This window comes from Dactylosporangium vinaceum (assembly GCF_019904175.1).
GTDB lineage: Bacteria > Actinomycetota > Actinomycetes > Mycobacteriales > Micromonosporaceae > Dactylosporangium > Dactylosporangium vinaceum.
Genome location: NZ_CP061913.1, coordinates 11784836 through 11801956, shown reverse-complemented (window position 1 = coordinate 11801956; position 17121 = coordinate 11784836). Strand labels below are relative to the sequence as shown.

At 70.0% G+C, this 17121-nt stretch carries 23 protein-coding genes; 11 read left to right on the top strand and 12 right to left on the bottom strand.

The features are described from left to right. Positions 1-4 precede the first annotated feature (4 nt). Both Dvina_RS53225 and pheA read left to right on the top strand, forming a co-directional pair. Positions 5-520: a hypothetical protein gene (locus Dvina_RS53225; protein ID WP_223100092.1), complete on the top strand. Its 516-nt coding sequence runs from the start codon at positions 5-7 to the stop codon at positions 518-520. Between the two features lie 9 nt (positions 521-529). Beyond that, positions 530-1477 carry a prephenate dehydratase gene (gene pheA, locus Dvina_RS53220; protein ID WP_223100090.1) on the top strand — a complete coding sequence of 316 codons (948 nt, stop codon included), beginning with the start codon at positions 530-532 and terminating at the stop codon, positions 1475-1477. Between the two features lie 24 nt (positions 1478-1501). Here pheA and Dvina_RS53215 read toward each other — a convergent pair whose 3' ends face one another. The 4 genes from Dvina_RS53215 to Dvina_RS53200 form a co-directional block, all read right to left on the bottom strand. After that, positions 1502-2215 (bottom strand): AIM24 family protein, encoded by a 714-nt coding sequence (locus tag Dvina_RS53215; protein ID WP_223100089.1) that lies wholly within the window; start codon positions 2213-2215, stop codon positions 1502-1504. Positions 2216-2283: 68 nt separating this feature from the next. Next, complete coding sequence (locus Dvina_RS53210; protein WP_223100087.1) at positions 2284-3009, bottom strand: AIM24 family protein; 726 nt, start codon at positions 3007-3009, stop codon at positions 2284-2286. A 105-nt stretch (positions 3010-3114) separates the two neighbouring features. After that, positions 3115-3462: a metallopeptidase family protein gene (locus Dvina_RS53205; protein ID WP_223106229.1), complete on the bottom strand. Its 348-nt coding sequence runs from the start codon at positions 3460-3462 to the stop codon at positions 3115-3117. A 58-nt stretch (positions 3463-3520) separates the two neighbouring features. After that, a complete protein-coding gene (locus tag Dvina_RS53200) occupies positions 3521-3946 on the bottom strand; it encodes an OsmC family protein (protein ID WP_223100085.1) in 426 nt (141 codons plus the stop codon). Between the two features lie 80 nt (positions 3947-4026). Between Dvina_RS53200 and Dvina_RS53195 the strand changes: the two genes are divergently transcribed. The 4 genes from Dvina_RS53195 to Dvina_RS53180 all read left to right on the top strand — a co-directional run bounded on the left by Dvina_RS53195 (position 4027) and on the right by Dvina_RS53180 (position 6805). Continuing rightward, a complete protein-coding gene (locus tag Dvina_RS53195) occupies positions 4027-4488 on the top strand; it encodes a hypothetical protein (protein ID WP_223100083.1) in 462 nt (153 codons plus the stop codon). Continuing rightward, complete coding sequence (locus Dvina_RS53190; protein WP_223100081.1) at positions 4475-5089, top strand: hypothetical protein; 615 nt, start codon at positions 4475-4477, stop codon at positions 5087-5089. The genes Dvina_RS53195 and Dvina_RS53190 overlap by 14 nt, the downstream gene beginning before the upstream one ends. A gap of 100 nt (positions 5090-5189) precedes the next feature. Then, entirely contained in the window at positions 5190-6008 is an 819-nt protein-coding gene (locus Dvina_RS53185) for an HAD family hydrolase (protein ID WP_223100079.1), read from the top strand. Continuing rightward, positions 6005-6805 carry an HAD family hydrolase gene (locus Dvina_RS53180; protein ID WP_223100077.1) on the top strand — a complete coding sequence of 267 codons (801 nt, stop codon included), beginning with the start codon at positions 6005-6007 and terminating at the stop codon, positions 6803-6805. Before Dvina_RS53185 ends, Dvina_RS53180 begins: the two co-directional genes overlap by 4 nt. Positions 6806-6859: 54 nt before the next feature. Here Dvina_RS53180 and Dvina_RS53175 read toward each other — a convergent pair whose 3' ends face one another. Continuing rightward, the gene (locus Dvina_RS53175) at positions 6860-7015 is read right to left on the bottom strand and encodes a hypothetical protein (RefSeq protein ID WP_223100075.1); all 156 of its coding nucleotides are present in this window, start codon (positions 7013-7015) and stop codon (positions 6860-6862) included. 163 nt (positions 7016-7178) lie between these two features. Here Dvina_RS53175 and Dvina_RS53170 point away from each other — a divergent pair, with 163 nt between their 5' ends. Continuing rightward, a complete protein-coding gene (locus Dvina_RS53170; protein ID WP_223100073.1) occupies positions 7179-8594 on the top strand; it encodes a hypothetical protein in 1416 nt (471 codons plus the stop codon). 33 nt (positions 8595-8627) lie between these two features. On the opposite strand, the gene Dvina_RS53165 is transcribed toward Dvina_RS53170, so the two are convergent. Next, positions 8628-8876 (bottom strand): hypothetical protein, encoded by a 249-nt coding sequence (locus Dvina_RS53165; protein ID WP_223100071.1) that lies wholly within the window; start codon positions 8874-8876, stop codon positions 8628-8630. Between the two features lie 98 nt (positions 8877-8974). Next, positions 8975-10321 carry an ABC transporter substrate-binding protein gene (locus Dvina_RS53160; RefSeq protein ID WP_223100070.1) on the bottom strand — a complete coding sequence of 449 codons (1347 nt, stop codon included), beginning with the start codon at positions 10319-10321 and terminating at the stop codon, positions 8975-8977. Between the two features lie 96 nt (positions 10322-10417). Between Dvina_RS53160 and Dvina_RS53155 the strand changes: the two genes are divergently transcribed. Next, entirely contained in the window at positions 10418-10825 is a 408-nt protein-coding gene (locus Dvina_RS53155; RefSeq protein ID WP_246655903.1) for a PaaI family thioesterase, read from the top strand. A gap of 49 nt (positions 10826-10874) precedes the next feature. Beyond that, entirely contained in the window at positions 10875-11267 is a 393-nt protein-coding gene (locus Dvina_RS53150; protein WP_223100068.1) for a hypothetical protein, read from the top strand. 7 nt (positions 11268-11274) lie between these two features. Here Dvina_RS53150 and Dvina_RS53145 read toward each other — a convergent pair whose 3' ends face one another. Further along, positions 11275-12486: an ABC transporter substrate-binding protein gene (locus tag Dvina_RS53145; RefSeq protein WP_223100066.1), complete on the bottom strand. Its 1212-nt coding sequence runs from the start codon at positions 12484-12486 to the stop codon at positions 11275-11277. Positions 12487-12595: 109 nt separating this feature from the next. Next, positions 12596-13414, bottom strand: coding sequence for an alpha/beta hydrolase family protein (locus tag Dvina_RS53140; RefSeq protein ID WP_223100064.1), 819 nt, complete (start codon positions 13412-13414; stop codon positions 12596-12598). Between the two features lie 120 nt (positions 13415-13534). Here Dvina_RS53140 and Dvina_RS53135 point away from each other — a divergent pair, with 120 nt between their 5' ends. Together Dvina_RS53135 and Dvina_RS53130 are read left to right on the top strand one after the other, a co-directional pair. After that, the gene (locus Dvina_RS53135; RefSeq protein ID WP_223100062.1) at positions 13535-14074 is read left to right on the top strand and encodes a bacterial proteasome activator family protein; all 540 of its coding nucleotides are present in this window, start codon (positions 13535-13537) and stop codon (positions 14072-14074) included. A gap of 214 nt (positions 14075-14288) precedes the next feature. Then, on the top strand, positions 14289-14594 hold the full coding sequence (locus Dvina_RS53130; RefSeq protein WP_223100060.1) for a hypothetical protein: 306 nt from the start codon (positions 14289-14291) through the stop codon (positions 14592-14594). 529 nt (positions 14595-15123) lie between these two features. On the opposite strand, the gene Dvina_RS53125 is transcribed toward Dvina_RS53130, so the two are convergent. The 3 genes from Dvina_RS53125 to Dvina_RS53115 form a co-directional block, all read right to left on the bottom strand. Continuing rightward, entirely contained in the window at positions 15124-15327 is a 204-nt protein-coding gene (locus tag Dvina_RS53125; RefSeq protein ID WP_223100058.1) for a hypothetical protein, read from the bottom strand. A 249-nt stretch (positions 15328-15576) separates the two neighbouring features. Next, complete coding sequence (locus tag Dvina_RS53120; protein ID WP_223100056.1) at positions 15577-16134, bottom strand: Uma2 family endonuclease; 558 nt, start codon at positions 16132-16134, stop codon at positions 15577-15579. A 378-nt stretch (positions 16135-16512) separates the two neighbouring features. After that, entirely contained in the window at positions 16513-17070 is a 558-nt protein-coding gene (locus tag Dvina_RS53115; protein WP_246655902.1) for a Uma2 family endonuclease, read from the bottom strand. Positions 17071-17121: the final 51 nt, after the last annotated feature.

The following is a 17121-nucleotide window of genomic DNA, read 5'->3' as shown; positions in this document are numbered from 1 at the left end:
GCCAATGCGCACCGCGGCCGCCGCCCTCGCGATCGTCAGCCTTGGATGCCTGCTGACCGCGTGCACGCACCACGAAGCAGCCGTCGCGCCGCCCCCGGTCAAGCCGAGCCTCCTGAGCCAGGAGCCGCTCGTGCCGGTACAACCGCAGCCGCTCGAAACGACGCCCCCGGCGGCGGTCCCTTCGCGCTCGGCGTCCGCGTCACCCAGCCCTTCCGGCTTTTCCGAGGCCTACGTGGCGTTCTGCAACGGCCGTCCGAGCGGCGAGCAGGTCATCGCGGCCGTGCGCCGGGTGCGCACCGGCCTGCCCGGCGGCTCCGGCGTGTCGATCCAGAAGGCTCCCGTGTGCGCGGGCGTGTGGCAGTACACCATCCTCAATGTCTCGGACAGCGAGCCGATGCGAGTGATCACCAAGGGCGCGCCGACGGCACTGACGGTCGTCACTCTCGGGACCGATCCCTGCACGGTAGAGGTGCGCGCCACGGCCCCCCAGGCGTTCTTGGACGCCGTGGAGTGCAACTAGAGTCGTGTCATGCCTGGTGTACCGCCAACGCGGTTCGTGTTCCTGGGGCCCGAGGGCACCTTCTCCGAGCAGGCGCTCAAGAGCGTGCCGGCCGCCGACCGCGGGGTCCTGACCGCCGCCCGCAGCGTCCCCGAGTGCCTCGACGCGGTGCGCGGCGGCGACGCCGACGCCGCGCTGGTGCCGCTGGAGAACTCGATAGGCGGCCAGGTCGGCGTGACGCTCGACGAGCTGGCCGGCGGAGAGCCGCTGATGATCACCCGCGAGGTGGTGCTGCCGGTGCAGTTCGTACTGGCCGCGCGCGACGCCCGGCCGCTCGACGCCATCCGCTCGATCGCCGCCCACCCGCAGGCCGGCATCCAGTGCCGCGACTGGCTGCGCACCCACACGCCGGGCGCGTCGGTGGTCGACGTGCTGTCCAACGCGACGGCCGCGATCGGGGCGGCCGAGGGCGAGTTCGACGCCGCGGTCTGCGCGCAGATCGGCGCCGAGCGCTACCGCCTGCACATTCTGGCGAAGGACATCGCCGACAACCCGGACGCGATGACCCGCTTCGCGCTCGTCTCCCGGCCCGGGCCACCGCCCCCGCCGACCGGCGACGATCTGACGACGCTCGCGGTGTACATCTCCCACGACCGGGTCGGCGCCCTGCTCGCGGTCCTCACCGAGCTCTCGGTCCGCGGGATCAACCTGACCCGCATCGAGTCGCGGCCCACGGGGGAGCGCCTCGGCCGCTACGTCTTCTTCCTGGACTGCGGGGGCCACGTCGCCGACCTGCAGATGGGGGAGGCCCTGCAGGCGCTGCGCCGGATCTGCGCCGACGTGCGGTTCCTGGGCTCCTACCCCCGGGCCGACATCCACGCGGAGCCCCCGCCCCGCCCCGCCCCCGGTCTGTCCGACGCAGACTTCGCGGATGCGGCCGCATGGCTGCGTCGAATTCGTGGGGGCGAGACGGGCTGAGGCGAGGCGCGTAACAGCGGCCGGTCAGCCGCCGAGGACGTTGCCCAGCAGGCCGCCGCCGCTGCTGGCCTGGGCCGGAGCCGGCTTGCCCTCGCTGGGCTGGACGATCACGAAGCCCTGGCCCTGCAGCGCCAGCTGGAACAGCTCGCCCGAGCCGCCGCGCAGCATCGACTTGAGGCTCTGGTTCTTCTGGATGGTCGTCTGGAGGCTGCTCGACCAGCCCACGACGGCGTCCGTGTCGACGCAGACCGGCGCCTGCGGGCTGACCGGGATCACGATCGGCGCGCCCTCGGAGACGATCGCCAGCCGGCCCTGGCCGGTGAAGACGCAGTTGAACAGGCCGCCGCCGAACATGCCCGCGCCGCGCACCATCTGGATGTCGTAGCGCAGCGACGGATCGAAGCAGATCACGTTGCGTCCGTTGATCGACAGCGCGTCGTTGGGCTCGAGGTCCAGGATGAAGCAGTCGGCCGCGCCGGAGGCGAACCAGACCTCGCCCTGGCCGCGGACGGCCATGAGGGAGACGCCCTCGCCGGTGACCGCACGCTTGAGGAAGTTGCCGACGCCCTGGCTCTTCACCTCGAACTGCAGGTTGCCACGGAACGCGACCATCGCGCCCTGGCGGGCCAGGACCTCGCCGTTGACGGCGTACTTGACGCACTTGGAGTGTTGCAGGCTCATGCCTGCCTGGGTCGGGGGCTGGGCCATGTTCTCGGCCTTGAAGATGTCACCTCGCACGACCCGCAGCGTAGCGAACAGCCACGGCCCCGCCATGTCCTGGTGGCGGGGCCGTTACCGAAGTGAATTCAGCCGCCCAGCAGGCCGCCGAGCACGCCGCCCTGCTGCTGCTGGGACTGGTGGGCGCCGGGCGGGGGCTCCTCGGAGGGCTGCACGACGACGAAGCCCTGGCCGGAGAAGCTCATCGTGAAAGCCTCACCGGTCGAGCGGCCGAGCAGCGTGCCCAGGCCGAGCTGGTCGGCGCGGTGGTAGCCGGTCTGCAGCGAGGCGGACCAGCAGATCGCGGCCTGCGGGTCGACGTAGGTCGGCGCGTCGACGGTCAGCACGACAGGGGTGCCCTTGGTGGTGATCGCCAGCCGGCCGCGGCCGGTGAACACGCAGTTGAACAGGCCGGCCGAGGACATCATGCCCATGCCCTGGACCATCTTGATGTCGTACTGCAGCGTCGGCTCGAACGCGAGCACGTTGGAGCCGTTGATCGAGATGGCGTCGCCCTGCTCCAGGTCGATCAGGTGCACGTCCGCCGCACGGTCGGCGAAGAAGACGTCGCCGCGGCCGCTGCACTTCATCAGCGGGACGCCCTCGCCGGTCAGCTTGGACTTGATCCACTTGCTCACGCCGCCCGATCCGAGCGCCTGGAACTGGACCTGGCCCTGGTACGCGACCATCGACCCCTGGCGGGCCATGATCTCGCCGTTGAGCTCGGCCTTGAGCAGCTTGGAGTTCTGCAGGCGCAGGCCGGGCTCCTGCGACTCCTTCTCCATGTTTTCGGCGGCGAACAGCGCACTGCGCATGGGGTAGTCCTCTCGAAGACGTACTTGAGACCGCACAGTGACGGTAGATGGTTGACGCAATGTCGACCATCGGAAGGCCGGGTTCCGTGCGGTTTGTCCGGCCTCCTAGTCCCACCCGAGCTCGTGCAGCCGCTGGTCCGAGATGCCGAAATGGTGCGCGATCTCGTGCACCACGGTGATCGCCACCTCGTCGACCACATCGTCCTCATCGTCACAGATCGCAAGGATCGGCCGGCGGTAAATCGAGATCCGGTCCGGCAGGACGCCGGCGTAGTCCCACCCGCGCTCGGTAAGTGCGTGCCCCTCGTACAACCCCAGGAGGTCCGGATCCTCCGGCGGAGCGTCGTCGACGACCAGAATGACCACATTGTCCATGAGGTCGAGCAGCTCTTGGGGCACCTCGTCGAGCGCTTCCCCGACGAGCTCCTCGAACCGCTCCTTGTTCATCCGCACCGGCATGCGAAGAGGGTCCCCGAAAACGGGGACCCTCTCAACAACGATTGGCGAAAGATCAGACGAGCTGCGCGTCGAGCGTGATCTCGACCGCCGCGAGCGCCTTGGAGATCGGGCAGCCGGCCTTGGCGTCCTGCGCCTGCTTCTCGAACTCGGCCGCGTCGATGCCGGGCACGTCGCCGCGGGTGGTCAGGTCGATGCGGGTGATGGCGAAGCCGCCGTCCACCGGCCCGAACTGCACGGCCGCCGACGTCTCGACCGACGTCGGGGTGAAGCCGGCCTTGGCCAGGCCGTTGGAGAGCGCCATCGAGTAGCACGCGGCGTGGGCGGCCGCGATGAGCTCCTCGGGGTTGGTGCCCTTGCCCTCTTCGAAACGGGACGGGAACGAGTAGTTGCCCTGGAAGGTGCCCGAGCCGGTGGAGACGGTGCCGGCGCCGGACCGGAGGTCACCCTCCCAGCGGGCCGATGAAGTGCGAGTTGGCATGAACCAGACGCTAGCCCATTCCGTGTTGCCGGTGGGATCAGCCCGGCATTCGGATGGGAGCAGAAACAATGCAGCGCACTTTGGTGCGAATCGGTTGGTGGCTGGCGCTGGCCGGCCTGGTCGGCGGGGCCGCGTCCATTTTCGTGCCGTGGATGCACCAGCTCGTCGTCACCGGCTCCGGCCGCCGCGCCCGGTCGAGTGTGGAGAGCATCACGGTGCTCAATATGCCCTACGGGCTGTGGTACGTGCTGTTCCTGTGCTCGCTGTTCGCGCTCGTCGGCACCGCGGCGATGGGCGTCGGCCGGGGCCGCAAGCTCGCGGGCGTGGCGGGCCCGATCCTGTCCCTGCTGACCGCCTGCATCGTGGTGGGCCTGATCATCACGTACGACGGCAAGGCCCCGGCGGGTGGACGGATCACCGACACCGCAATCACGGCCGGCAGCTGGCTCGGCCTGGCGTCGCTGCCCCTGCTCGGCTTCGCCTGCGGGCTCATCGCCATCGGCCGGGCCGGACTCTACGATGCGGACTATGTCCTCGCATGAAGAGCCGGCATCGGTCGTACCGCGAGAGCGTCGACGGCCGGACGTGATAGCGCTCGTGCTCGTGGCGATCGGGCTCGGGCTGGCGGCGGCCGCAGAGTACCTGCCGTGGGGCAGCGTCGCCCTCACCCGCGGCGAGGTGGACATCTCCTCGTCGATCGGCGGCGGCTCCGCCGATCGGGTGGTCGAGGTGCCGCTGACGAACCTCAGCCCGGCGCATGTCGCCGTGTACCTCATCACACTCACCGCCACCCTGGCCGCCCTGGCCGTGGTCCTCACCGCCACCGGTGTCGGTGTGTGCCGTGTCGCGGCCGGGGTCACCGGCGGCCTGCTCGCGGCGAACGCGCTGGTCCTGGTCGGCCTCAGCAGCGTCATCGAGAGTGTGGGCGGCAGCGAGCTCGTGCTGCTGCTGGGCCGGCAGGACAACGTGAGCCACGGGCCGGGCTACCTGCTGGCCTACGCGGCCACCCTGATGCTGGCCGCGGCGCTCGCCATGGCCGTCTGGGCGCCCGCGCGATCGCTCGGCCGGCGCCGCGACGAGGGGCCCGAGGGCGGTGAGGCGCTGGAGCTTTCGGTGACCCCCGTACCGCCGACGTTCCAGTAAACGTTCGGTTGAGTTTTATTCGCAGCCTGTCACCGGTCGGGATCCGAGAGGTACGGTTGCTGCCCCGCTGAAGCAGAGACAAGCGGAAGGAGCAGCGACAATGCGTGGCCCAGGCCTCCCCAAGCTGATCGCGACGGACCTCGACGGCACTCTCGTGCGCAGCGACGAGACAGTGAGCGACTACACCCGCGACGTCCTCGAGCGCGTCCGCGCGGCCGGCATTCACGTGGTCGGCGCCACCGGCCGCGGCCCCCGCCTGACCGAACTGGTCCGCCACGACATCCCGGCCGCCGACTTCCTGGTCATGGGTGGCGGCAGCCGCGTACTCGACGTGCGCGACCCCGCCCACCCGGTCGTCCTGCGCGACGAGCGCCTCCCCGGCCACGTCCTGGCCGACGTCCTGGCCCGCCTGGAGGTCGAGCTCGGCGCCCTGTCGGTGCTCATCGAGGCGGGCGACACCCACGACGCGCCGCTCTGGGGCGACGCCGACCCCAACTGGCGCTACGACGCCGTCGAGGCCCGAGTCCGCGCCGAGTGCCTGACCGGCCCGGTCATCAAGGGCTTCGCCCGCCACCCGGCCTGCGACGTCGACGACCTGCTGGCCGCCGCCCAGCGGCTGATCCCGGCGGACACGGCCACGGTGACCCAGGCCGGCCTCGGCTACATCGAGATCTGCCCGCCCGGCGTCGACAAGGCCACCGGCCTGATGGTCGTGGCCACCGCCCTGGGCATCGACCCGGGCGACGTCCTGGTCTTCGGCGACATGCCAAACGACATCCCGATGTTCCGCTGGGCCGGCTTCGCCCGCGTCGCCGTCGCCAACGCCCACCCCCAGCTGAAGGCGCTGGCCGACGAGATCACGCTCACCAACGACGAGGACGGCGTGGCGTCGTACCTGGAAGCTATGTTGAAGCTGTGAAACTGGTGGCTTCCGATCTCGATGGCACCCTCGTCCGCCGCGACCGGAACGTGAGCCCCCGCACGATCGCCACCTTCCAACGCCTCCACGCCGCCGGCGTGATAGTCGTGCTGGTGACCGGCCGCCCGATCCGCTGGATCGCCCCCGTCCACTCCCAGCTGGGCATCCCCGCCCTGGCGATCTGCGCGAACGGTGCCGCCACCTACGACCCGGCGACCGACACCATCGTCCACAGCTCCCCGCTGGAGGCGTCGGTCCTGGCCGAGGCGTGCACCCGCCTGCGCGCCGAGGTGCCGGAGGTGGTGTTCGCGGTGGAGCGGGACGGCGGCCGCCAGATGCGCCACGAGCCCGGCTTCCCCGTGGGCCCCTGGGAGGCCGACCACGACTCGGTGGCACCTCTGCCCCTGGCCGACATCGTCACCCGCCCGGCCGCGAAACTCCTGGTCCGCGCCGGAGTCCAGTCCCCCGACGAGTTCACCGCCCGCGTGGGCGCCTGCCTGACCGGCCTGGCCGAGGCCACGAACTCCTCCTCGTCCGGCATGGTGGAGGTGTCGGCCGCCGGCGTCACCAAGGCCTCGGCGCTGGCGCTCGTCGCCCGCAGCCACTCGGTGACGGCGGCGGACGTGGTCGCGTTCGGCGACATGCCGAACGACCTGCCGATGCTGACCTGGGCCGGGCGCGGCGTGGCGATGGCCAACGCCCACCCGGCCGTCCGCGCCGCCGCCTCCGACGTCACCAAGCACACGAACGAGGACGACGGCGTGGCGGAGTACCTGGAGCGCCTCTACGGCCTCTAGCCCGGCCGCCGGCGACCTCCGCGCCGGCGGGGACAGCGGTTCTGGCCGCTCCGGCTAGCGGGTGGCCGGGTCCATCGGCGCGACGCCGGGGGTCGGGGGTTGCTTGATCGGGGGTTCGCCCAGCGCGACAGCCCTCGCCGTTGTCGGGATCAGGATCGACAGCACGCAGGCGGCGGCGGTGATGAGGAGGCGTATGACACTTCGTCGCATGTCGACAGAGGCGTTCCGTCCCGTTCCACGGGCCGCGGCCGGCGGGTGCGGGCGGCAGTGATCACGCGCTGTTGCACGTGAAACACCACAAATGCGCAGGGTCGACAACGCGGTAGGGGGTGGCGGAGGATGTGGGTTCGCAACGTCGACGTCGGCAGGGTATGTGACGATCCCCCAGCAGCAGCGACCGCCGGCTGAGCTGGCCTCCGAGACGACGCCCGCGGCCTATGGTGAAGGGCTTCCCAGTCCCTGGTACCCCAGCCTGCACCTCCCGCCGCCGCCCCGCACGAGCTACCTCTGGCCCGTACTGTCGGCCCTGCTCGTCCTCAGCGCGGTCATCGCCGTCGGGGGTGGAGCGGCGACGGCCTGGGCCCTGCGGCAGAACGGGCGGGCGCCGGCGGCGGTGGCCTGGGTCGGTGTCGACGCCGAAGCCATTGACCGGGTACTGCAACGCCGCGCACAAGCGGTCCAGCGCAAGGACGCGGCCGCCTGGATGGCCGACGTCGACCAGAGCGACCCGGCCTTCGGCAAGCGGCAGCGGCAGGAGTTCGACAACCTCGCGAAGCTGCCCTTCGCCCAGCTCGAGTTCGAGCGCACGCCGCAGTCGGTCGTCAAGATGGCCGCGTTCCTGCCGTCCGGGGCGTTCGAGAAGTACCACGCGGCCGTGCGGATCGTGCCCGTCACCATCCGGCACCGCATCGAGGGCGTGGACAGCCGGCCCGTGGCGACGCCCTGGCTGGCCGTGTTCGCCTACGTGGGGCACCGGTGGGTCATCGCCGGTGACGGGGCCGGGAAGGACCTGCCGACCGGGGAGGCGGGGCAGCCCTGGGACGCGGCCGGGCCCATCGCCGTCGTGCGCAACGAGCGGGTCACGGCCGTCATCTCGGCCGACGCCGGACCGGCCGACGGCGGGCAGGGGCTGCTGGAGCTGGCCATGACCGGGCTGCAGCAGGTGGCCGCGGTGAAGCCCGGCGGGTGGGACGGGAAGGTGCTGCTCACGGCGGTCGCGGACCGGCGGATCTTCGACACCTACTTCGCCGAGTCGCAGGATCGCGTGGCCCAGGTGGCGGCGATCGCGGTGCCGTACTACTCGGCGGTGGCGGAGTGGTCGAACCGGCCCGCGTACGCGACCACGCGGATCGTGTTCAACCCGAGCGAGCTGTCGGCCGCCCGGGGCGAGCTGCAGCACGACCTCACGCACGAGTTCACGCACGCGGCCATGGGCCCGGTGACGGGGCCCTACACGCCGCGGTGGGTCGTGGAGGGGTTCGCCGAGTACGTCGCCTACAAGGACGGGCACTTCGCCGCGGCCGGCATCCGCCAGGCACTCGGCGACCTGGCCGTCACGCAGTTCCCGGACGACAAGCAGTTCTACGAGGAGCCGCGCAACTACGTGGCCGGGTGGCTCGCGTGCCGGATGATCGCTGAGAGGTACACCCAGGATCGGCTCGTGGCGTTCTATGAGGCTTTTCAGCGGCTCTCCGAGGTCGACTCGGCGGCCCGCGAGGTGCTCGGGGTGAGCCGGGTGCAGCTGGAGCAGCAGTGGCGCGAGTACGTGGACGTGCAGCGGCGCGGCTGACCAGGAGTCAACCGCGCCACCGGCGAGCAGAACCTAGACCGTGGCCGGCGGGAGGCCACCGTCGCCGTCGACGACCGTCTCGGGCGTGCCGTCCTGGTCGAGGTCACTCATGGTGATGTCGACCTTGCCGTCGCCGTTGGTGTCGAACTGGAACAGGTCGGCCTTGCCGTCCCCGTCGGTGTCGACCGCCCAGAGGTCGGGCTTGCCGTCGTTGTTGGTGTCGCCGACGAGGAGCTCCACGCGCTCGTCGCCGCGGGTCTCGACGGTCTCGTTGTCGGTCATCTGGTGGGTCCTCTCACCTGACTTAGGGAAACGCAGGGTAATCGGGTTCACGGTAGGCCCTGGGGCCCTGGTGCGCGAGCCAAGAACGTGACAGAAGATCAGGCCTTGACGCCCGACGTCACCAGGGACCGGATGGCCATGGCACCCTCGTCGAAGCCGACCACGAGGATGCCGGTGGCGCCGAAGCTCTTGATGTCCTTGGCGATGGGGTCGAACAGCGCCGGGCCCTCGGACTTCTCGTACTTGTCCTTGGCCTCGTACTTCTTGACCAGGATGTTCTCGGGGCGGATGCCGGCCGCGGTGAGGTCGGCCTTCACGCCCTCGGCCAGGCCGCTGCCGTAGCTGTCGTCGCGGGCGATGATCGCGACCTTGGTGTGCCCGTCCCGCATGATGATGTCCGCGACCGCCTTGGCCTGGAGGTTGTCCGGCGGGGAGGTGCGGAAGAACAGGCCCTTGTCGTCGACCTTGGTGAGCGAGTCCGACGTCGCCGAGGGCGAGATCATGATCCGGCCGGCCTGCACGACCTGCGGGATGACGGCCGCGCTGACGCCCGAGGCGCCGGCCCCGATGATCACGCCGACGCCCTGGGCGATGAACTGGGCGGCGGTGGCCTTGGCGACCTCCGGGTTGGTGCCGTCGTCGCCCTCCACGACCTGCACCGGCTGGCCGAGCACGCCGCCGGCCTCGTTGATCTCCTTGATGGCCAGCTTGGCGCCGGCGAACATCGGCGGGCCCTGGAAGGCCAGCGCGCCGGTCTTGGGCAGCAGCAGGCCGTACTTCAGCGCCGGCTTCGCGCCGCCCTTGGTGTTCGGGGTCGTGGCCGCCGGCGGCGCGGTCTTGTCCTCTTTCGTCTGGTCGCCGGCGCCGACGAACTCGGTCTTGGCGTCGTCGATCTTGTTGCTGGTGCCGAAGTTGAGCACGCCGTACATCGCGGCCGAGGGCTCGCCGACGCTCGTGAAGCCGCTGCTGCGCATCGAGATGCCGCGGTACTTGAAGTCCTTGCCCGACTTCGCGGCGGTCAGGCACGTGGCCACGCTGTCGCAGGTGTTGTCGCCGGTCGTGACGCCGATGATCTGCTTGGCGATGACGGCGGGCTCGACCGACTTGCCGGTCTCGGCGGCCAGCGCGGCGATCACGACCGCGTCGTAGGACTCGCCGGAGTAGTTGAAGTCGGTGAGCGTCGGGTCGACCACCTTCACCCGGCGCTTGAAGTCGTCGCTGAGCGGGGTGAGCGGTGTCGTGCCCTTCATGCCGTTCAGGACGGCCGGGGAGTCCTTGAGCGCGTCGCCGAACGAGTTGGCCATGTTGCCGTCCGTGCCGTACAGCCGGATGTCGGCCCGGGGGAGCGAGCCGTCGTCGTTGCCGCCCGAGGCGCAGCCGGACGCGAACAGCACTCCAATCGCCGTAAGCGCTCCCATGATGGCGGTGACCGGCTGTGCACGCATTGGCTTCTCCTCCCCAGGACCACCCGAAAGCTGCCGTGCGCACCATAGCGCGGGCGCGGGCCCGTGTTGAGTGGGGGCGCGGGTACGCTGCCCGGTATGGCTGATCAAGAAGCGCCGGGTGGCCTTTCCATGGAGGGCCATCTGCCCGAGCGGATGGGCATCGTCATCCTCGAAGCGTCCCCGGAGCGGGTCGTCGGCACGATGCCGGTGGAGGGCAACACTCAGCCGTACGGCCTGCTCCACGGGGGCGCCTCGGTCGTTCTCGCCGAGACGCTCGGCTCGATCGGCGCCGCCCTGCACGCCGGCCGGCTGTTCAACGGGATCGCCGTCGGCATCGAGGTCAACGCCAGCCACCACAAGTCGGCCAAGAGCGGCCTGGTGACCGGTGTGGCCACGCCGCTGCGGCTCGGCGGGCTCGTGGCCAGCTACGAGATCGTGGTCACCGACGAGGCCGGCGAGCGGGTCTGCACCGCCCGTCTGACCTGCGCGCTGCGCCGCGGCTGACACCCGGAAGTGCACAGTGGGGCTTGACGCCGCGACATACGGTTGCGGCGTGGATGACCCGGGAGACGAGACGTTCCAGGACGCCGCTCAGGTCCTGCAGTCGGCACTCGCGGGCGACGAGGACGCCGTGACGCACACCTTCGACTCGGTGGTGGACCGGCGCGGCATGAGCGCCGCGTACGACGTCGCGTGGCGCCTCGCCGGCGAGATGGTCGGCGACAACCTGGCCCGCGGCCCGTGGCGGCTGGACTTCCCCGACATCGACGACGCCAACTACGACAAGCGCTGGGTGGCGCGCTTCGTGAGCGCGTACATCAACGAGGATGTCCCGAGCGCCACGGCCCTGTTCACCGTGGCGCTTGTCGACGGCAAGCTCCCCGAGTGCCTGCTGACGCTGGCCGGATCGGCCGTGGCCACCCTGAAGCGGCGCGGAGCCGCTTGAAGAGCGCTCAGCCCCGAGTGGCCAGCTCCGCGGTCAGCACGTTCGAGAGCACCGCGCCGTCGTTGCGGACCTGCCGGAGGTACCACCGCTGCAGTGGTGTTCTCGTCTGGGAGAACTGCCAGCCGCCGCGCGGGCTGTCGATCTGACCGAGCCGGCCGATCGCCGCGTTGAGGTTGACGGAGTCGAGGCTCCTGGTTGCGTCGGCGATCGCCTTGTCCAGCACGGCGGCGGCGTCGTAGGAGGCCATCGCGTAGGTGGAAGGAACCGTGCCGAACGCCTTCTGGTAGTCGGCGACGAACCGGCGGTTGGCCACGTTGTCCAGGTCGGGCGAGTAGTTCAGCGCGGTGACGATGTCCTTCGCGGCGTCGCCCTGCTGCTTGAGGACCGCACCCTCGGTCAGCGGGCCGGACCCGAACAGCTTCACGTTCGACGGGAAGTGCATGTTGCGGAACTGCTTCACGAACTCGACCGCCGACACCCCGCTGAACAGCGCGTAGACCGCCTGCACGTTCGCCGACTTCACGGCGTTGAGCATGTTGGCGAAGTCCTTGCTGCCGTACGCGACAGTGCGTGCCTGCCCCGCGACGTTGCCCCCGGCGCTCTTGTACTGCTCCACGAAGCTCGCCACGTCATCGTCGTCGCCGCCCGGCCCGGTCTGCCCGCAGACGGCCAGCTGGCCACCGGCGTTGGCCGCCGCCCACTTCGCGATGGCGAAGCCGGGCTCGTCCGAGACGAATGACGTGCGCCAGTTGTACTTCAAGCTCATCGTCTGCAGCGCCTTGGGCGACGCGTTCGAGCCGATCAGCGGGATCTTCGCGTTTTCGATGTCCCCGGCCATCGCCAGCATCGCGGCCGGGTTGGCCACGCCGGTGATCGCCAGCACCTTCTCATCGTTGATGAGCTTGCCCGCCGCCGCCTTGCCGCTGTCGGCCGTCTCGCCCTCGTCGGCCTTGACAAGCGTGACCGGCCGGCCGCCGAGCTTGGTGTCGTGCTGCTGCAGGTAGAGGCTGAAGCCGTTGTCCAGCTCGTTGCCGAAGTCCTTGAACATGCCGGTCTGCGGGACGATCATTCCGATCTTGATCGGCGGGCCGCTCGGCACCTGGGTGCTTGTCGTCGTGTCGTCGGAGCTGCTGCAGGCGGACAGGATCGGCGCGGTCAGGCCCGCCGCACCCGCGGCCGCAAACAGCCGGAGCGCCTGGCGGCGGTTCAGGTGGGACACGTGCTTTCCTCCCCGGGACCCGCGCGGACGCGGGTGTGGACTGCCCGCGCTCCTAGCGAGCCACGAGCCTACAACCCAGGGGGGTTTGTACCGCCATCGCGGCGGACAGTCAATCGCCCTGCGCAGTCTCGCCCCTGGTCACCGTCCCGAACGCGGCAAGCACGGCGGTCCAGGCCAACGACAGCGGATCGATGACCCCGAAATGCTCGACTCCGGCCAGCTCAACCAGCGTGGCGTCGTCCCCGGCCCGGCGCGCGGCCCGGCAGTAGTCCCGGGACAGCTCCACCGGCACGATGTCGTCGTCGGCGCCGTGCACGATCACCGTGCGCACTCCCGAGGGCAGGTTGCGCAGCGGATCGGCCGACCGGTACGCCTCGGGCACCGACTCCGGCCCGCCGCCGAGCAGGTCGGCCACGGCGCCGCCGTCGAGATCGAGTTCATACGCCCGGGTGAGATCGGCCACCGGGGCCAGCGCGACCACTCCGCCGACGGCGTCGGGGGCGACGGAGGCGTACCACAGTGCGAGGTGCCCGCCGGCCGAGTGCCCGGCCATGATGGGCCGGTCCACCGACACGGGGAGCAACCCCCGGTGCGCGACCTCCTTGGCCAGCTGATCCGGCACCGCGACGGCCGCCGCCGCGACGTCCGAGAACGTGCCGGGCCACCCGCCACCGGTCTGCCCGGTCCGCCGGAACTCGATGGTGGCCACGGCATATCCGCGCGCCGCGAGGTCGCCGGCCAGCGGGGCGGCATGCGCCCGATCCCATTCGTGACGCCAGAAACCGCCATGCACAAACAGCACAAGCGGCGCATTCGGTACCGCCGGAAGCCGCACATCAGCCACATGATCGGGGTGCTCGCCGTAACGCAGCGTGAAATCCGGCTCCGAAGCCGGCCGACGCAGCACACTGCGGGGGTCACTCGTCACCGGGCGACGTTATCGCGTCACGAAGGGTGGCAACAGTGGCCCGGCCGATTGGTTGCCGGCCGACCGAAACGGGCCGGGCCCGTTGTTCGCAGCGGGCGGACGTGCGTAAGACTGGGACTCATGGCAGAAGAGGCACAGGACGAGTCGCGCACCGTGCTGGTCGTGGGCCCGGACGGGCGGCCGCTGGGCACGATGTCCGCCGGCGACGACGAGAACGCGGAAGACCCGAGCAAGCTGATCGAGCAGCCGGCCAAGGTGATGCGCATCGGCAGCATGATCAAGCAGCTGCTCGAGGAGGTTCGCGCCGCTCCGCTCGACGAGGCCGGCCGCCAGCGACTCAAGGAAATCCACCGCCGCTCCATAGTCGAACTGGAGGACGGCCTGGCCGTCGAGCTGCGCGAGGAGTTGGAGCGGCTCTCCCTGCCCTTCGACGACGGCAGCACCCCGAGCGAGGCCGAGCTCCGCATCGCCCAGGCCCAGCTGGTCGGCTGGCTGGAGGGCCTCTTCCACGGCATCCAGGCCGCCCTGGTGGCCCAGCAGATGGCGGCCAGGGTCCAGCTGGAACAGATGCGCGGCCGCCCCGCTCTGATGGGCGGCCCGGGCGGCCCCGCCGTCCAGCCCGGCGGCCCGACGCCGACGGGCACGGGGCAGTACCTGTAGGAGCGCTCTCCCACGACCGACAAATCCACTCCGCGGGCCCGACGCACACGCGTCCGGGCCCGCCTTCATGCCGGTAGCCCGCAACCGGCTGGCTGTCTTCACCCCGCCTGTGGATGCCGGTCGAGCCTGGGAATGCCTTGTCCGGGACCTGGCTGCTGGGCGGGCCGCGGCAGCGGATCGGTTGGCGGCCGGGCGGCTCATGATGCTCGCCGCGGTGCTGACGCCGCTCACCCACCTGGACGCGAACGACACAAGGACCCGCACCGCCGGGACGACGGATCTGTTCGCGGAGCGCGACGGGCTCCCGATCGACGAGTTCATGCCGCCCGCCGAGCTCGCGCCGGTCCTGCCGCACAGCACCGTGCCGCTGAACCCGGCCGCGCACAACGGCTACGTCTACGACCTCGACCTGAGCCCCTTCGCCGCCGCTGGGCCGCCGCTCGCAGCGGTCGTCGTCGCACTGTCACTCGCGGCCCGCCCACGCCCGGCGGCGCCGGACCAGCCCGACGTGGCGAGGTAGCGCCAGACCTCGCCGCAGGAAGGCGTAGGGGTTTCGGGTCCAGGAGCCCGGCACCACTCGGCCGGCGCCGCGCTCGACCTACCGAGGCGTGCTGCTACTGCCAGCCGGCGAAGAGCTTTGTGGGCAGGGGCGGGGTCGAACCGCCGACCTTCCGCTTTTCAGGTCTGAGCGAACCTGCTTAGAGGAGCCCCTTGACCTCGCTGAAGCGTCCGGTCCTGGCCGTCCATGGTCGCGGCCGTTCGGCGCCGTTGCTACATGCACTGCTACCTCAGGTGTCGGCTCGCACGAGCTGAATGCTGATGATCTCGCTCCCCTCGTGTGGCGTGATCATGTACCAGATGGTCACACCGTCCGCGGGTAAGTGAAGTTCATAGGCGCCTGGCAACGGATCGCCCGGTGGGAACGGGTCGGCGAGTGCAGGGACCGGCTCATCGAGGAGGTGGAAGATCGCACGCTGGACTGTCCATCGCAGTCGCTGGGCAGCGCCTCTACCTGTTGCCACGCTTGCTCGGGGAAACGTATTTGCCGTTCAGGCACGAATTCCCCACGCCTCGGCCAGCTGCTTCCGCGTGAACATGCGGGCCTCGTCGCCGGCTTCGGGACCGCGGTCCGCTCGCATAGTTGTCAACGCGACGTCGCGTGCAGCCTCTCGGCGGAGACGCTTGAGCTCTGCCTGCATGGCATCGAACTCGGCCCGGGGAACCGTGATCATCTCGGTCGCCTCGCTGGTCACGCCGTGCCTCCACTCCCGCCACCACCGCTGACTGGGCGCCACTCAACGATACGCCCGCCCGAGAAGACGCGGCAGGTCCGCGACCCGCGGGTTCGACCATCCGCTGTGGCGCGGCATGCCGTTGCTACACGGGTGAGCGCTCTGTGTGATGGGAGCCCTGACCGTGGCGAACGAGTGTGAGTCCGACAGCAGGCGGTCGGCGCCGTACGGCCCCGTTGCTACACGCATTGCTACATGGAGACGGCCGAGCTATGAGGCGAGAAGCGAGTGAGTGTCCAGCTGGAACGGGAAGGGATGGTCGGCGTTGAGGCTCTCGCCGGACTTGGCAACCGAAGCTTCGACGTAGTGAGTGCCATCGAGCCGGTTGAGCCGGAGGGTCAGCGAGTCCGACGATTCCTGTTCGACGAGGAGGTACCACTCGATTCGCGCAGCGGCGTAGAAGTGCATTTTCATGACGCGGTCCGCGGCCGCGTTGCCGGGTGAGACGATCTCGCCGACGAGCGCGACGTGCGCCGCATCTACGACCACGAAGTCGTCGGTCGTGTCCACGATCGCGAGGTCGGGGATAACGAGGCGGTCTGTGTGCAACCGGACGTTCACCGCTTCGTAGACGAGCAGGCCTGCGGATGAAGCGGGTGCGTCCAGCTGGTTGGCGATGCGACGCGAGAGACGCTGGTGGCGCGAGCTCGGCGCGGGACTCACCAGCAGGCTCCCGTCGATCAGTTCGATCCGGTTCGGCGTTTCGCCCAGTGCGAGGTAGTCGTCCTCATTCCAGGGGCCAGCGTGCTCCATTGTTGCCACGCTCATGGTGTGGACCACCTCCCTGGATGCAATGCTGCCGCCCCTGCCAGTCTCTCACGGTGGGCCGGGCGGCCGGCGATGACGACCGTCCGCCGCCAAAGGGGTCGCGGATGATCATGGTGATGGGGAGCCGCACATACAAAGACCCCGACCGGCATTGCTGCCTGGTCGGGGTCTGTAAAGCCCGGCGAAGAGCTTTGTGGGCAGGGGCGGGGTCGAACCGCCGACCTTCCGCTTTTCAGGTCTGAGCAGCCTCGCGCAGTCGGCGATCCAGAGCTGCGATCCAGTCTGGCGTCGATCGGCGATGAGCGCGGTTGTACGCGGCCGTTGCTACACGCGTTGCTACACAGACTGACCTCGTGAGGTCGGAAGCTGCTGGCACGTTCAGCGGCGCATCAGGTTGCGGGTGTCGATCTCGATGGCGAACGGCACCTCGGACGAGAGGACCTCGCCGTGCTTGGCGATCGCGTGCTCGACGTAGTGGCCGCCGTCCAGGCGCAGCAGCCGCAGTGTCACATGGACTTCCTCGTCCCGCTCTGCGAGGAGGTACCACCCGATCCTGGCGGCGGCGTAGAGCTGCATCTTCACCAACCGGTCCGCGGCGGCGTTCTTGGGCGATACAACCTCGCCGACCATGGTCACGTCAGGTACCTCAAACGTGGTTGGCTCGTCGGTGTCGGTGACCGCCAGATCCGGGATCACGATCCGATCGGTCTGAAGTCGCAGGTTCACGGCTTCGAATGTCCACAGGCCAGCCGCCGACGCCCCGGGCTCCAGCGCGTTGGCCAAGCGTCGTGAGAGGTGCTGGTGGCGCGGGGTCGGCGCCGGGCTCATCAACAAGCTCCCGTCGATCAGCTCGAAGCGGTTCGTCGTCTCGCCGAGCGCGAAGTATTCGTCTTCGGACCACGGCCCGTGATGCTGGTCGAGTGCGTTGACGCTCACGCTGGTCCACCTCCTGGTAGCTGCCATGACAGTGTCCCACGCGGATAACAT

Coding starts and splice junctions, on each gene's coding strand:
- Dvina_RS53225 (WP_223100092.1), top strand. CDS start 5: ATGCGCACCGCGGCCGCCGCCCTCGCGATCGTCAGCCTTGGATGCCTG.
- pheA (WP_223100090.1), top strand. CDS start 530: ATGCCTGGTGTACCGCCAACGCGGTTCGTGTTCCTGGGGCCCGAGGGC.
- Dvina_RS53210 (WP_223100087.1), bottom strand. CDS start 3,009: ATGCGCAGTGCGCTGTTCGCCGCCGAAAACATGGAGAAGGAGTCGCAG.
- Dvina_RS53200 (WP_223100085.1), bottom strand. CDS start 3,946: ATGCCAACTCGCACTTCATCGGCCCGCTGGGAGGGTGACCTCCGGTCC.
- Dvina_RS53190 (WP_223100081.1), top strand. CDS start 4,475: ATGTCCTCGCATGAAGAGCCGGCATCGGTCGTACCGCGAGAGCGTCGA.
- Dvina_RS53185 (WP_223100079.1), top strand. CDS start 5,190: ATGCGTGGCCCAGGCCTCCCCAAGCTGATCGCGACGGACCTCGACGGC.
- Dvina_RS53175 (WP_223100075.1), bottom strand. CDS start 7,015: ATGCGACGAAGTGTCATACGCCTCCTCATCACCGCCGCCGCCTGCGTG.
- Dvina_RS53165 (WP_223100071.1), bottom strand. CDS start 8,876: ATGACCGACAACGAGACCGTCGAGACCCGCGGCGACGAGCGCGTGGAG.
- Dvina_RS53160 (WP_223100070.1), bottom strand. CDS start 10,321: ATGCGTGCACAGCCGGTCACCGCCATCATGGGAGCGCTTACGGCGATT.
- Dvina_RS53155 (WP_246655903.1), top strand. CDS start 10,418: ATGGCTGATCAAGAAGCGCCGGGTGGCCTTTCCATGGAGGGCCATCTG.
- Dvina_RS53135 (WP_223100062.1), top strand. CDS start 13,535: ATGGCAGAAGAGGCACAGGACGAGTCGCGCACCGTGCTGGTCGTGGGC.
- Dvina_RS53120 (WP_223100056.1), bottom strand. CDS start 16,134: ATGAGCGTGGCAACAATGGAGCACGCTGGCCCCTGGAATGAGGACGAC.